Source organism: Hafnia alvei, assembly GCF_034424155.1.
Taxonomy (GTDB): domain Bacteria; phylum Pseudomonadota; class Gammaproteobacteria; order Enterobacterales; family Enterobacteriaceae; genus Hafnia; species Hafnia alvei.
Genome location: NZ_CP139992.1, coordinates 607,420 through 622,232, shown reverse-complemented (window position 1 = coordinate 622,232; position 14,813 = coordinate 607,420). Strand labels below are relative to the sequence as shown.

Annotated in this window: 12 protein-coding genes; 7 read left to right on the top strand and 5 right to left on the bottom strand. The window is 49.7% G+C overall.

What is annotated here, in order from left to right; genetic code table 11:
• Positions 1-87 precede the first annotated feature (87 nt).
• A complete protein-coding gene (locus U0008_RS02900) occupies positions 88-2,085 on the bottom strand; it encodes an oxidoreductase (protein ID WP_025798960.1) in 1,998 nt (665 codons plus the stop codon).
• Between the two features lie 294 nt (positions 2,086-2,379).
• Here U0008_RS02900 and U0008_RS02895 point away from each other — a divergent pair, with 294 nt between their 5' ends.
• Positions 2,380-4,401 (top strand): oxidoreductase, encoded by a 2,022-nt coding sequence (locus U0008_RS02895; protein ID WP_043490801.1) that lies wholly within the window; start codon positions 2,380-2,382, stop codon positions 4,399-4,401.
• Between the two features lie 66 nt (positions 4,402-4,467).
• On the opposite strand, the gene U0008_RS02890 is transcribed toward U0008_RS02895, so the two are convergent.
• Entirely contained in the window at positions 4,468-4,872 is a 405-nt protein-coding gene (locus U0008_RS02890; protein WP_025798956.1) for a YgiW/YdeI family stress tolerance OB fold protein, read from the bottom strand.
• 228 nt (positions 4,873-5,100) lie between these two features.
• Here U0008_RS02890 and qseB point away from each other — a divergent pair, with 228 nt between their 5' ends.
• Both qseB and qseC read left to right on the top strand, forming a co-directional pair.
• Entirely contained in the window at positions 5,101-5,763 is a 663-nt protein-coding gene (gene qseB, locus U0008_RS02885; protein WP_043490798.1) for a quorum sensing response regulator transcription factor QseB, read from the top strand.
• Entirely contained in the window at positions 5,760-7,115 is a 1,356-nt protein-coding gene (gene qseC, locus U0008_RS02880) for a quorum sensing histidine kinase QseC (protein WP_043490796.1), read from the top strand. Before qseB ends, qseC begins: the two co-directional genes overlap by 4 nt.
• 93 nt (positions 7,116-7,208) lie before the next feature.
• On the opposite strand, the gene U0008_RS02875 is transcribed toward qseC, so the two are convergent.
• Together U0008_RS02875 and rlmG are read right to left on the bottom strand one after the other, a co-directional pair.
• Positions 7,209-8,372 (bottom strand): pyridoxal phosphate-dependent aminotransferase, encoded by a 1,164-nt coding sequence (locus U0008_RS02875; protein WP_043490793.1) that lies wholly within the window; start codon positions 8,370-8,372, stop codon positions 7,209-7,211.
• Positions 8,373-8,526: 154 nt separating this feature from the next.
• Positions 8,527-9,693 (bottom strand): 23S rRNA (guanine(1835)-N(2))-methyltransferase RlmG, encoded by a 1,167-nt coding sequence (gene rlmG / locus U0008_RS02870; protein ID WP_043490791.1) that lies wholly within the window; start codon positions 9,691-9,693, stop codon positions 8,527-8,529.
• Positions 9,694-9,849: 156 nt separating this feature from the next.
• Here rlmG and U0008_RS02865 point away from each other — a divergent pair, with 156 nt between their 5' ends.
• Positions 9,850-10,353, top strand: a complete 504-nt coding sequence (locus U0008_RS02865; protein ID WP_025798947.1) for a M48 metallopeptidase family protein — start codon at positions 9,850-9,852, stop codon at positions 10,351-10,353.
• Between the two features lie 75 nt (positions 10,354-10,428).
• Complete coding sequence (locus U0008_RS02860; protein ID WP_043490788.1) at positions 10,429-11,466, top strand: Gfo/Idh/MocA family protein; 1,038 nt, start codon at positions 10,429-10,431, stop codon at positions 11,464-11,466.
• A 34-nt stretch (positions 11,467-11,500) separates the two neighbouring features.
• Here the strand turns inward: U0008_RS02860 and U0008_RS02855 are convergent, their stop codons facing one another.
• Positions 11,501-12,424, bottom strand: coding sequence for a DMT family transporter (locus tag U0008_RS02855; RefSeq protein ID WP_043490786.1), 924 nt, complete (start codon positions 12,422-12,424; stop codon positions 11,501-11,503).
• Positions 12,425-12,726: 302 nt separating this feature from the next.
• On the opposite strand from U0008_RS02855, the gene U0008_RS02850 reads away from it, so the two are divergent.
• Both U0008_RS02850 and U0008_RS02845 read left to right on the top strand, forming a co-directional pair.
• Positions 12,727-13,677 (top strand): hypothetical protein, encoded by a 951-nt coding sequence (locus U0008_RS02850; RefSeq protein ID WP_051874063.1) that lies wholly within the window; start codon positions 12,727-12,729, stop codon positions 13,675-13,677.
• 141 nt (positions 13,678-13,818) lie between these two features.
• The gene (locus U0008_RS02845) at positions 13,819-14,541 is read left to right on the top strand and encodes a glutamine amidotransferase (RefSeq protein WP_025798940.1); all 723 of its coding nucleotides are present in this window, start codon (positions 13,819-13,821) and stop codon (positions 14,539-14,541) included.
• Positions 14,542-14,813 lie beyond the last annotated feature (272 nt).

Genomic DNA, 14,813 nt, shown 5'->3' with positions numbered 1-14,813 from the left:
GTTTGCCGCATAACGCGGCTTAAAGCCCAGAAGGAAAAATTAGCTTACTGCCGATGACAATTATCGGCAGTAAAAATAGATTAAACATTACAGATTACGCGCAACCTCATAGGCATCCCAAATGGCATACATAATATTGCTCACACGCTTAGCATCGCCTAGAAGATAACAGTCTAATCCGTCATCCTTTATTTCATTCCACAGACGATTCTCGCTATGATACCCCACAGCATAAACAACGGTATCAACCTCAAAATGCTGCTTTACACCTAACTTCTCAGTAATTATGCCTGTAGGCACAATCTCGGTGACCTGAGTTTGGCAATGGATCTCAACTTGCTCGTGACGCAGCAAATCGGTCAACATATCAGCATTCATTACGGGTAGCGCATTACCACCTAAAATATTAGCGCTAGCTTCAATCAATACCACCTGTCGCCCCAACCGTTTGAGCCATAGTCCCAATTCGGCCCCCACCAATCCGGCACCAATTATTGCCACACGCGCCCCGGCTAATTCAGTGTTCATTAATACATCACTAGCGGCATAGGTTGGGATATTTTCACATCCTTTGATTGAGGGAACGATCGGATTCGCCCCAGTAGCGATGATGATGGCATCAGCCTGAATAGAAAGGAGTTCACTGCGTGTTACTTTATGATTAAAGTGAATTTCTACACCGGCATTCAGCAGCGTTTGCTGATACCAACGCAATAAATCATGATCATCAGATTTAAAAGGAGGCATTCCTCCAGGAATAACAACGCCCCCCAGAGCGCTATTTTGCTCATACAGATCAACGCGATGGCCACGTAAAGCAGCCACACGAGCGGCCTCCATCCCCGCAATACCGCCGCCAGCAACGATAATATGCTTGCGTTTAAGAGCCGGAGTAATGCTATAAATCGCCTCACGACCACAGGCTGGATTAACCGCACAGCTAAGACGACCACCTCGGGCAAATCGTCCCATGCACCCTTCATGGCAGGAAAGACACGGACGAATATCCTCAGTGCGATTAAGACGAACTTTATTTGGTAACTCAGGATCGGCTAGCAGCGGACGCCCCAACCCCACCATATCGCAATCACCGTTGAGCAAAGCCTCACGCGCCAGCGCATCGTCATCCATTCGACCAGCGACAATGACCGGTACTTTGATTGCCTGTTTGAGCAAGCGCGAAAACTCAAGATAGATACCCTTCTTGCCGAAGTACATGGGCGGATGGTTCCAATACCACGAGTCATAGGTTCCAACATCCACATCCAACGCGTCATAACCAGCATCGACTAATAATTTAGCAGCCTGTAACCCCTCTTCGATATCGCGACCCTTTTCCTCAAATGACTCACCAGGTACTGCACCTTGCCGATGATCTTTAATGAAACTTTTCAGGCTAAAACGCAGCGCTACGGGAAAATTTTCACCGCAGGCAGCTTTGATTGCTTTAACAATTTCTATTGGGAATTTTAGCCGTGCGGCGAGGCTGCCGCCAAATTCATCCTGTCGCTGGTTATAGAAGGCGATAGTAAACTGATCTAATAGGTAACCTTCATGCACGGCATGGATCTCTACACCATCAAAGCCGCTTTGTTGCGCGATTTTGGCGCTTTGCACAAAGCCTTCAATAAACTGATAAATCTCACTTCTTGCCAACGCACGGTGCTGAATTTCTGGCTGCCAGCGATTCGACATAGGAGATGGTGCGACAGGGTTTGTAGCCACCGATGATTTGCCTGAATAGCCAAATCCTGCCGTTAATTGGAGGAAAATCTTGCTGCCCCATGCGTGCACCCGCTCTGTCATCTCAATGGCACTGTATGAAAAAGCATTGGGGTTCAACGTCGGTAACGGCATGTGGCCTGGCGTAATCCCTTCAATGTGGGGGGCAACATCACACAGTCCAGTAATAATTAAACCTACCCCACCTTTAGCCCTTTCCACAAAATACTCTACCGCGCTTTGGCTGAAAGCACCTTGTGCATCAGCATGGCCCACATTTCCCATAGGGGCCATCACATAGCGATTTTTCATTTCGACATTTTTGATAGTAATGGACTCAAACAGCGGATCTAAATTCGACATTAGTTAGCTTCCTATTAATTATATAGATTTACCAAACTGGTATACCCATATTAAAAATAGGTTTATTGCGTTTTAATGCTCATTTTTAAGCCATATAAATGCAAAGAGAAGCAAACACAGCGCCCCTCATAATCCAAACTAAGTCACGCTTCTCAGCTTTCCACCAGCACAATGTTGCGGTAAATCACAGTTCATTAACATATTACTTTCAAAGCCCCACAGAGAGACTAGATTTAAAAAACTCATCCGACCAGAAAACTGCTGCTTCAGCCTGTGCTAACAAGGAAAGCCCGAATGAATCAATACTCTCATCTGCTCGCACCACTAGATCTCGGGTTTACTACCTTAAAAAATCGCGTCCTGATGGGTTCGATGCACACAGGACTCGAAGAACATCCTGACGGCAGCAGGCGTTTAGCTGAATTTTACGCGGAACGCGCGCGGGCCGGAGTTGGCTTAATTGTGACGGGAGGCATTGCGCCAAATCAGCATGGCGTGGTGCATGCTGGCGCTTCCGTATTGGATCACGAAAACCAGATCCCGCATCATAAAATCATTACCCGCGCGGTACATCAGGCCGGAGGGAAAATCGCACTGCAAATTCTGCATACGGGACGCTACAGCTATCAACCGCAGCCTCACGCGCCCTCTGCGATACAGGCCCCCATCAACCCTTATCCGCCGATAGAAATGACCGAAGACATGATTCAGCAGACGCTGTCTGATTTCGCTCAGTGCGCTCGCTTGGCGCAGCACGCAGGGTACGACGGCGTTGAAATCATGGGCTCTGAGGGCTATTTGATTAACCAGTTTCTTGCCGCCAGAACTAACCAGCGCGACGACGATTGGGGCGGCGATTTCATGCGCCGCATGCGTTTTGCCGTGGAGTGTGTGCGCCGCGTGCGTGCCGCCGTTGGGCAAGAATTCATTATCATTTATCGCCTATCGATGCTGGATCTCGTCGAGGAAGGCTCTGATTGGAAAGAGATTGAACAATTGGCAATCCAGGTGGAACACGCCGGAGCCACGCTTATCAATACCGGTATTGGCTGGCATGAAGCGCGCATTCCTACTATCGCCACCATGGTGCCACGCGCCGGATTTAGCTGGGTTACACGTCGTTTGATGGGCAAGGTTTCAATTCCTCTCATCACCACCAATAGAATTAATCACCCCGACGTTGCCGAGGCCGTGCTGGCGGACGGATGCGCCGATATGGTGTCTATGGCTCGCCCATTTTTGGCCGATCCGGCATTTGTGCAAAAAACGGCCAGCGGCCGCGTCGATGAAATCAATGTCTGCATCGGCTGTAATCAGGCCTGCCTTGATCAAATCTTCGAGCACAAACTCACATCATGTCTAGTCAACCCACGCGCCTGCCATGAAACCGAGCTCGTGATGACCGCCGCAGAAAAACCTAAACGCCTCGCCGTGGTGGGCGCTGGCCCTGCCGGTTTAGCATTCGCGACCACCGCGGCACAGCGAGGCCACCACGTCACGCTGTTTGAGGCGGATAATCAGATTGGTGGTCAGTTTAATATCGCCAAGCAGATCCCCGGCAAAGAGGAGTTTCATGAAACGCTACGCTATTTTAAGCGCTTGTTGATTATCCACAATATCCAACAGCGGCTAGGTCAGCGCGTTGAGGCTCAAGACCTCACCGAGTTCGATGAAGTTATTTTGGCGACGGGGATTATTCCGCGCTATTTAGATTTACCCGGTAGCGATATGCCTCACGTGCTGAGCTATGCGCAGGTTTTGCGCGACAAACTTCCGGTTGGTAAACGCGTGGCCATTATTGGCGCTGGCGGCATTGGTTTTGATACCGCCGAATACCTCAGCCAATACGGTCAGTCCACCAGCCTAAACAGCGTCGCCTTTGCCGAAGAATGGGGCATCGATCTACAGTTAAAACAACGTGGAGGACTAGCCGCAGCCGGAATGCATTTCCCGCATAGCCCACGCAAAATCTATTTACTGCAGCGTAAAACCAGCAAAGTGGGTGAAGGACTGGGAAAAACAACCGGATGGATACATCGTGCGAATTTGCAAAAACGCGGCGTGACGATGATAAACGGAGCCCATTATCATCATATTGATGAGCAAGGCTTGCATCTGATGCGCGGTGGGCAAATTGAATGTCTGCCGGTAGACAACATCGTTATTTGTGCAGGGCAAGAATCTCAGCAGGCATTGCTGGCGCCATTGCAGAAGATGGGCAAAACCGTACATTTGATTGGCGGCGCTGATATCGCACGCGAGCTGGATGCTCGACGCGCGATAGACCAAGGAACCCGACTCGCGCTGGCCATCTAAACGCATTCATGCGTCATCCTCACTTCCGCGAGGATGACGCATGCCAAGCACCTTGGAATTTGAATCTTATTTCACTTTAGTGATCTGTTTGACGTCCAACTCAACCGAGTTCCAGTCTTTATCAATTTTCCCCTGCAATTCCACGGTATCTTTCGGGGTGATGGTCTGCCCGTTCCAACGCTTATGGTCGATATCTACGTTCATGGTGCCGGTTGCATCACGGAACGTGTAGTGCTCGCCACCAATACGCTGCTCGATGTTCCCGCGCAGGGTAACCCAAGTATCATCGCTCATGGTTTTGGCTTTCTCGACCGTCATCGCGCCTGCATTGGGACCATTGAATCCACCGGCAGCTTGCGTCTGCGTCGTTTGAGCTGCGGGAGCATTAGGGTCAGAAAAACCACCGTTTTGGGCCAACACAGGAGCACTGCAAACGGCAAGAATGGCGACTAGAGCGGCTAATTTTTTCATTATTTTTCTCTCTCTTAATGGGATTAATGTCAGCATCAACAGTGAGCTGTTTTTGCTCTTCGGAATGCATTACACCAAAGAGTTCTTAACAAGATCTTAAGCTCGTAGTTTAACCAACTTTATTTTTTAAAACTGCCTACGACGCTGGATCCGCACGGTATTACGCTGTACAAAGCCCTTGCCAAATAGTTAGATAAAACCATACAGCACAGCATAAAGGACGCAGTTATGCGGGTATTACTCATTGAAGATGACAAACTGATCGGCGACGGCATTAAAGCCGGTTTGATTAAAATGGGGTTCAGCGTTGACTGGTTCACCGAAGGGAAACAGGGGCTCAGCGCGTTGGATTCTGCTCCCTACGACGCCGTCGTGCTCGACCTGAGCCTACCCGGCATGGATGGGCTCGATATTCTGCGCACGTGGCGTCAAAACGGCCATGATGAACCAGTGCTAATCCTTACCGCTCGCGATGCGCTAGAACAGCGCGTGGCCGGTTTGCAGCAAGGGGCGGATGACTATCTGTGTAAGCCGTTTGCGCTCATTGAAGTCGCCGCACGTTTGCAGGCGCTCATCCGCCGCCGTCATGGGCAGGTGCAAACAACGTTGGATCACGGCTCGGTTTCACTCGATCCCATCAATCTTACCGTGACCTATAACGACGAACCGATATACCTGAAACCAAAAGAGTTTGCGTTGCTGGAACTGTTATTGCGCAATGAAGGCCGCGTGCTGCCTCGCCCGCTGATCGAAGAGAAAATCTATAACTGGGACGATGATGTATCCAGCAATGCCATCGAGGTGCATATCCATCATTTGCGGAAAAAATTCGGCAGTAGCTTTATCCGCACCGTCCATGGCATCGGCTATACGCTAGGGGAGGCGTCATGAAGGCGCTAACGCTTAGCCTGAGACTGCGGCTCATTTTAGGTTTCATTGTGCTTATCGTCATCACGTGGGCCTGCGCCAGCGCATTAGCGTGGAATCAAACCCGCGATACCGTTGATGAACTCTTTGATACCCAGCAAATGCTGTTCGCCAAGCGTCTAACAGCGCTTAATATTGGCGATCTGACGGTTAAAAGCCCTCAACTACCGCGTAGTAAAAAAATGGTGCGCCACAGCCACGGCGACTTAGATGACGACGCGCTGGCCTTCGCTATTTTTACCGTAGAAGGAAAAATGGTGCTGAACGATGGCGATAACGGCCCCGATTTACAGTATCACTATCGACGCGACGGCTTTACCGAAGGAACATTACAAGGTGATAAAGATCTCTGGCGTTTAGTATGGCTAACCACGCCTGATGGGAAGTACCGCGTGGTAGTTGGTCAAGAGTGGGATTATCGCCAAGAGATGGCCATCGACATTGTGAAGGCTCAGCTTTTGCCGTGGTTAATCGCATTACCGATCATGGTGTTACTGCTGATTTGGCTCGTCACTTGTGAATTAGCCCCAATGAAAAGGTTAGCCAAACGCCTGTATCAGCGCCGCCCCGATGACGAAACGCCGCTCCCGCTGGACGCGATTCCTAGCGAAGTAAAACCACTGGTTGAGGCGCTTAACAGCCTCTTCACCCGTACCGGAGATATGCTGGTGCGCGAACGTCGTTTTACCTCCGATGCAGCGCATGAGCTGCGCAGCCCACTCGCGGCGCTCAAGGTACAAACCGAAGTCGCACAGCTCGCGCAAGACGACGCCGAAATGCGCGAGCACGCATTAACCAACCTCACGGAAGGCATAGACCGCGCCACTCGCCTTGTGGATCAGTTGCTGACGCTTTCGCGGCTGGATTCGCTATCTGGCTTGGACGATGTGCATGACATTGCTCTACAAGACGTTCTACAAACCGGCGTGATGGACCATTACCACAAAGCGAGAACCAGCGGCGTAGAGCTGATGCTGGATATTCGCCAAACGCCACCGCCTCGACGAGCACAGCCGCTTTTACTCGCCTTGTTGGTGCGTAATCTGTTGGATAACGCGATTCGATACAGCCCACGCGGCAGCACCGTCACCATTACCTTAGATGCCCACAGTTTTAGTGTGGAAGACAACGGCCCTGGCGTTAGCCCTGAATATTTAAAACGCATTGGCGAGCGCTTCTTCCGTCCACCGGGACAAGAAAAAACCGGCAGCGGTTTAGGCCTTTCTATCGTGCAACGCATCGCCACGCTGCATGGCATGACCACGCATTTTAGCGATGGAGAAAATGGGGGATTTAGAGTGGAAGTCAGATGGTAACAAGATCGATGTAAGACCCCTCCCAGCCCCCTCCCCTGTGAGGGGGAGAGCCGGGGTGGGGGCAGAGATCCGAAGGGGCCCATTAAGCGATGCTTAAACCCACCCTTTCGCCCTAAACGATTTCAGCACGCTGACAAACACCTGCATTTCCTGCGGAGTGCCTAAAGTTAAGCGATTCCAGCCCACCGCCGGTGGAAATTCACGGCCAACGTAGATATTTTGCTGCTTCATACGATCCTGATAGGTTTTCACATCGCCGTTCACTTTATGGAAGATAAAGTTTGCCTGCGACGGTACATATTCCAAATTCAACTCATCAAGCATCGATGTCACGATCTGGCGCGACAGATCGATTGATTTGCGACTCATGGCAACAAAAGTTTTGTCTTTCAATGAAGCCAACGCTGCTACCGCTCCGGCGGTGTTGGTGTTATCCAATGAAACAAAGTTTTCCACCTGAGCAATGACTTCAGGTGCCGCGATACCGTAACCAATACGTAACCCCGCCAAAGCGAAGATTTTGGAAAAGGTGCGGGTCACGATCAGGTTTTTTTGCCCGCTTTGTACCAAACCGATAGCGCTTTTGAACGCCGGATCGTTAACAAACTCGGCATAGGCCTCATCGACAATAAAGAATGTGTCAGCTGGCGCGCTTTTTATCCAGCTATCCATAGTAGCGGCTGGCGTAATCGTAGCGGTTGGGTTATTTGGGTTGCACAGGTAGACAATGGATTTACCCGCAAAACCGGCTGCTTTTGCCTGCATAGTCGCCAGATCAAACTCAAGTTTCGCGTTCAGCGGGACTTTGGCAATTTCAGCACCCAGCGGTTTAGCGTAAAGCTCCGCATAGTTGAAGGTCGGATCGGGCACGATCACCTGCACTTTTTTCTGCTGCTGTTGTGCCTGCAAAACAATCGCCTGAACCGCAGCTTGAATCGTCTCCGATGAGCCATTGCCCAAAGTAATATTTTCACTCTTCAGGCCGAAGTGTGCTGCTATCTGTTCAATCAGCTCGGCGCGTGCCGCATCAGGGTAACGAAATGCGGTCGGCAAACAATCAACAACCGCTTGTTTGGCATGCGCAGACATCCCCAATGAGTTTTCATTGAAATTTAATAGCAGCGGATTTTTTTCAGTCGGAAACGAAATAACGGCAGCGTTTGCCGGAGTGGCCGCCTGCGCGCGATTAATCAAACCGCTGAGCGTTAACCCACCGAGAATAGCACCTGAAGATTTAAGAAGAGTACGACGATCCATGGCAAAGTCCCTGTCAGCAACATTAATTATTTTAAGAAGCGTTATTTTGACCAGCCGCGAAACGGCTGTAGGACTGAGCATAACCGAGAAAAAGTGCACAACACAATATGTTATGCACTTTTTATGACTATAAATTCAAATATAGCGAGTTTAACTAACGACGCGGAGGGAGTTTAGTCGCTTTTAAAACCACAAATTTTTTGTTGGTTTCAATGGTGGTGCAGTTGCCAAACAAACGCTTCAGTTTGTGGAAGTAATCCAGATGACGGTTGCCCACAATATACAGCGTACCGTGAATTTTCAGGCAACGTTTCGCCCCAACGAACATATCCCACGCGACCTGATCGGTAATGGAATGCTGCTGATGGAACGGAGGATTACACAGCACCGCGTTTAGGCTGCCGCCGTCTACGCCAGAGAAACCGTTGCCGACGCGGAACGCACAGCGATCCATATCCTGCGGACGGTTAACTTCAACGTTCATCTGCGCTGAAGCAACGGCCATGTATGACTCATCACAAAACAGCATATCTGCGTTTGGATTCAGCTCGAGCGCCTTCAGGCCAATAACGCCGTTACCACAGCCCAGATCCGCAATCGAACCTTCGATATCTTTCGGCAAATGCTCAAGGAAGAAACGAGCGCCGATATCTAAGTTGCTACGGGAGAAGACCGATGCATGGTTATGCATCTGGTAAGGTTCGTCAGTGCCGCAGAGATCCAGAGGCCAAACGGTTGTTGGCTGCGCAGGCGCGGGGCTACGTTCGGCCACTTGGCAGTGGATCAAACGGGCTTTTTTCCATGCCAGCGAAGTATGGGTATCACCCAAAATAGTTTCGAACAGCTGTAGCGTTGAGGTGTGAATATCACGCGCTTTTGCCGCCGCGACAATCACGGTATCTGGCGCAACCACGTCACGCAGCGCACGCAACTGGTGTTCCAACAATGCCAACGCTTTTGGCACTTTGATTAGCACCAAAGCAGGTGCCTGTGGCAGGGGCGCAAGGCTATCAAGCAAGGTGACCGTGTCGTCATCCATGCCGTTCAGGCCAAGATTATGACGCGTTGCCAACTGGCTAACATAAGAGTCACTCACGCTGTATAACTGCTGACCATGCAGTGCACAAGCCAACGCGCCAAAGGCGTCGTTGAACACAATCACCGGACGACCTTCTGCCTGCGGCAGATCGAAACTCTGCAACAGATATTCATCGGCGGCTTCCCACGCCTGAAGCGTTGGATCATCAGACTGCTGTGGGTAGCGTTCTAGCTCAAGGCCATTTTCTTCAAAAAAACCGGAGATCGGTTCGAGTTGGCTCATCGCCCCTCCAAAATCTATCCGCTTGATTAAGCGGCAGAATAAAATAAATTATCGTGCAGATGTGACGGTCTTCACCGCCCGAGCACCGTGCTCAAGAATTGTTATGTCACGCGCATGACGTACAATAGTCCGCTATTGTACCTGAAGGAATTGAATATGACGTCTTTGACTTATCTGGCCGGCTATCCTGAACATCTGCAAACGCAGGTTCGCCAACTGCTCGACCAGCAACGTCTGGGGACTGTTTTATTGCAGCGTTACCCGCAGCCACACCAGCTCACCACCGATCGCGCACTCTATCAATACACTACCGATCTCAAAAATCAGTATCTGCGTAATGCGCCGCAAATTAATAAAGTGGGCTACGACAGCAAAATTCAGGTTCTCAAACATGCATTAGGGCTACATACCGCCATTTCGCGCGTGCAGGGTAGCAAGTTAAAAGCAAAAGCTGAAATCCGTGTTGCGACCGTCTTCAAAAATGCGCCCGAGGCTTTTCTGCGTATGATCGTCGTTCACGAGCTGGCGCACCTGCGCGAGAAAGAACACAACAAAGCATTTTACAACCTGTGCTGCCATATGGAACCCGCTTACCACCAGCTTGAGTTCGATACCCGCATGTATCTCACGCATTTAGAACTGGTTGGCGCGCTGTATTAATTTGCCCAGCGTCGCCGAATTAATCCAAGAAATGCTACTCTGTGAAAAATCTTATTTTCCCAATCGGAGACGCCCATGATTCGCTTTGCCGTTATTGGAACCAACTGGATTACCCAGAGCTTTATCGACGCCGCGCATGCCACGGGGAAAATGCAGCTGACCGCTGTGTATTCACGTCATTTAGCGCAGGCATACGCTTTTGGCGAGCCAAATAAAGCCCAGTATTTTTTCGATTCGCTCGACGATCTCGGCAATTGTGCTCAGGTTGACGCGGTTTATATTGCCAGCCCAAACTCTTTCCACTATCCACATACGTTGGCGATGTTGCAGCATAAAAAGCATGTCATCTGTGAGAAGCCGTTAGCGTCCAACGTGCATGAAGTCGAAAGTATGATCGCCTGCGCACATGAGAATCAGGTCGTGCTGTTTGAAGCGTTTAAAACCGCCTACCTGCCTAACTTCTCAGCGATCCAACAGGCGCTGCCGCGCTTGGGGAAACTGCGCAAGGTGTTCCTGAACTACTGCCAATATTCCTCGCGCTATCAGCGTTATTTAGACGGCGAAAACCCAAATACCTTTAATCCTGCGTTTTCAAACGGTTCGATTATGGACATTGGCTACTATTGCTTGGCCAGCGCAGTCTCTCTGTTTGGCGAACCGGACAGCCTTAACGCCAGCGCCACGCTGTTAGATTCCGGTGTGGATGCCCATGGGCACGTCAGCATGAACTACGCAGGTCACGGCGCTGGCGAGGGATTCGACGTGGTTCTTTTCCACTCCAAGGTCAGCAATTCGGATATCCCAAGCGAAATTCAGGGTGAAGATGGCACGTTAGTTATCGAAAAAATATCTGAATGCCAGAAAGTGACATTTACACCGCGCGGTGGGCAGCCCGAAGTTATCAGCCAAACCCAGCAAGAAAACACCATGTATTACGAGGCGGAAGTGTTTGCCAAACTGGTGCAATATCAAAGCATTGATCATGCGGGGATCAACGTATCGCGCAGCACGGCGAAGATCCTAACGCAGGTGCGCGCGCTGACCGGGGTTGAATTCCCGGCCGATGCCGCGATTCCACCTGAAACCGTGGTTGTGCCGAATACTCGCGGGTAATGAAAAAAGGCCTCTAGTATTAGAGGCCTTTTGACTAACGAATAGGTTTAACCTGCTGAATTTGAGCTTTCGCCACGCGTTTACCGCCGAAACTTAATACCGCTAACGCCAGCACGATTAACACAACACCAGCCCCTTCAATCACCCCCGGATTTTCACCCAGCAGCCACCAAGAGAACAACACGCCACACACTGGTACCGCTAAGGTGCTCAGGCCTGCAATGCCCGCCGGTAAGTTCTTCAACACGAATAGCCATAGCGTCCACGCCAGCGCTGTGGCCAAAATGGCACTGTACGACAATGCGAAATAGACATACGGATCCCACACAATTGGGCGCTCGGGAACCAGCCACGCAATCACGCTCATAATGATCGCGCCGTACACCATTTGCCATGTGGTCAGCGACAGCAAATCTACCTTAGGATGACGTTGGTACAGGCGTTTAGCGACAATAGCGCTCGCCCCCCAGCTTATGCCGGAAAGAATGGCCAGCACTGCGCTTTTCAATGACTCACCCGTCAGCTTCCACGGCTGTAAGACTAAACAAAGCCCAATCGCCGCCACCACAATGGCCAGATACTGTACGCGACGCATTCTCTCACCCAAGAACAGTGCCGCCATGATCACCACCCAAAACGGCATAGTGTAAGTTAGTATGGCGACCTTACCGGCCCCGCCGCTGATCAACGCCCACTGAGCCAGTCCAACCATGCCACAAGTTTGCAGCACGGCAATCGCCAGCGTGTAAGCAAAAGGCGTTGGTTTCATCCCGCGACCACGCAGTTTTAACACCACCAACAGTAATAAGGCTCCGAACACACAACGCAGCGCGGTAAAATCAAAGGCGCCGATATACAGCGTGACCTGCTTCATCGCGATCCAGCTATAACTCCAGATCAGCGTTAACAACACCAATCCCCCAAACGCCAACGGATCGGCTTTTCCTGCTACGGCCATTTTGATGTCCTAATTATTATCAATCGTGCTTATTATCACGTCATTTATTGGCTTCATACTTGGATCTCCAAAACAAAAACGCAATAGCCTTTTTAATACCACAAGATGGCTATACCCTAAAAATCAGTGTGGGATAAGAGGAAATACTATGTAATACGATGAATTTATAGGAAATACTACTTCTCTTCATATTTGAAAGTTAAGAGAGAGTTTAATGATAATGCACACAATTTGAATCTCATTGAAGATAAAATACACGTTCATTTATTCGGCTGCCTATTTGTGTGCCAGAGAGCGCCCCAATGTCCCTACGACTATGTTTTATCCTTTTCTTATTTACTTCTCCACTTTATGCAAGTTGCCATAATGATGTGATAGATGCGGCAGCAAACGCGAGTTATGTACATAAAATTCAACAGGTAACCGCCTCTGACCGCGTTTATCTTTATTCAGCCCCGAATGTGCAGTGTCGTCTAAATACGTTCTTGGTTAATGGCGATCCCGTTCAGGTATTCCGTGAGGCTACAGAATACCGAGATCCCCATTCTACTCGCCACTCAGTCCCCCAGCAGTACAACTACATCAGTTTCCGTGATGCACAGGGCTTATTCGTTACAGGCTGGGTACAAGCTAGCCAATTATTAGATGTTACTTCTCCACTCAACGCCCCCACCGGTTGCCAAAAACAATCTGATATCGCATTTCAAGGACAAGAAGCCCTGCATGTCTCGCATGAAAAAAATCATTATCAGGTTTCTGGAGCAAGGCATGCGTGGTTTTACTCTGCCCCTTCGCCTGAGTGTATCAACAAGAAAATATTTGTTATTCCAGGAGACCGAGTTTCAGTTCAACGTCAGATAATAAAAAATGGGTTTTCATACGCGACTTACTATGCTCAAGATCGCCAAATTATCCAAGGATGGCTCAAAACCGACCAGCTTGTAGCTAAAAACTCGGGCGATCAATTTCGCGAAAACGTCGATACAGATTCAGCGGCTAAAGCAGCTAGAATTTTATCCCTTTTTATGAGCCTTCAAGGTCAGTGCCATTTTTACGAAAGCACCGAAGATAGCGATAAAGACGACACTTTTGATTTTCCTATTCGCGAAGATCACCAAAGCGAGGGCTGTATAGGGGCCGGCGATCCGGAAACTGCACCTGTTGTTGGGAGACTTTACATTAATAAAAAAACAGCGCGTGTTTACATCGACGACCCCGAGGACGACGACAAAAGAATAGAAGTTGAGTATTAATTAATATCAGCCCAGTCGTACCGGTTTATTTCACGCGATCTATATTTCACAACGGCATTAGAAAAATGTGTGAAAAGCGTCTAATTTGAAAGCTTCAATTAATTTGAAAATATCCAACGGCGGCGGTACTCAGGAGATTCTATGGCGGAGTTTAAGGCAAAACCCTTAGTCATTTTACAAACCGGTGATGCACCGGATGTTATTCGCCATCAGCACGGCGGTTTTACCGATATGTTTTTGCAGCAGGGCGATATTGATCCGTCCAGCGTAGTGATTGTGAATCTTCCTGCAGGCGAACAACTGCTTAGCCCTGAACATTATCGCGGTGCGGTGATTACCGGTTCAGCAGCGATGGTGACCGAACTATTGCCGTGGAGTGAATACGCTGCGATGTGGCTACGCGACGCCATCGGTATGGGGCTACCTATTTTCGGAGCCTGCTATGGTCATCAGCTATTAGCTCACGCGCTCGGCGGCGAGGTGGGTTATCATCCTGAAGGGCTGGAAATTGGTACATTGGAAATCGAGCTGTTGCCAGAAGCTCAACAAGATCCGGCACTGCAAAACTATCCGCCGCGCTTCTATGCCAATCTCATACATTCACAATCGGTGCTTCGTTTGCCCGAAGGCGCGGTTGCTTTAGCCCGCTCACAGCAAGATCCGCATCAAATCATCCGCTATCGCGATAACGTGATCAGCACGCAGTTCCATCCTGAATTTAACGGGCCGGTGATGCATTGCTACATGAGCTGGATCGCTGAGCTAGAACCGCAGCATCAGGCTAAATACCTCGATATTCAACGCCGTACTAGCAATACTCCCGTCAGCCAATCATTGCTGCGCGAATTTGTTCACGGTTTATAAATTTAAACGAGCCATGGTTTACAGCATGTAAAATCATGGCTCAAGTTTTCCCTTTGCTAATCCACGCCAAACATTGACCTTTGAAATATTTTGCATTATTTTCTTACATGCAAAGGGGAGTAACTTCATTGCTGGTTAATCGTCATTACGGTGCGTGCTGCGTACCCGGTTGCCAGGCAACGCATTTTGGCTTTAGGCTAAAATGTATCTAAGCGCCCTGCTTAGATGTATACCAGAGTCATTGAGCGCGGTGAATACCGCGGTTGCATGAT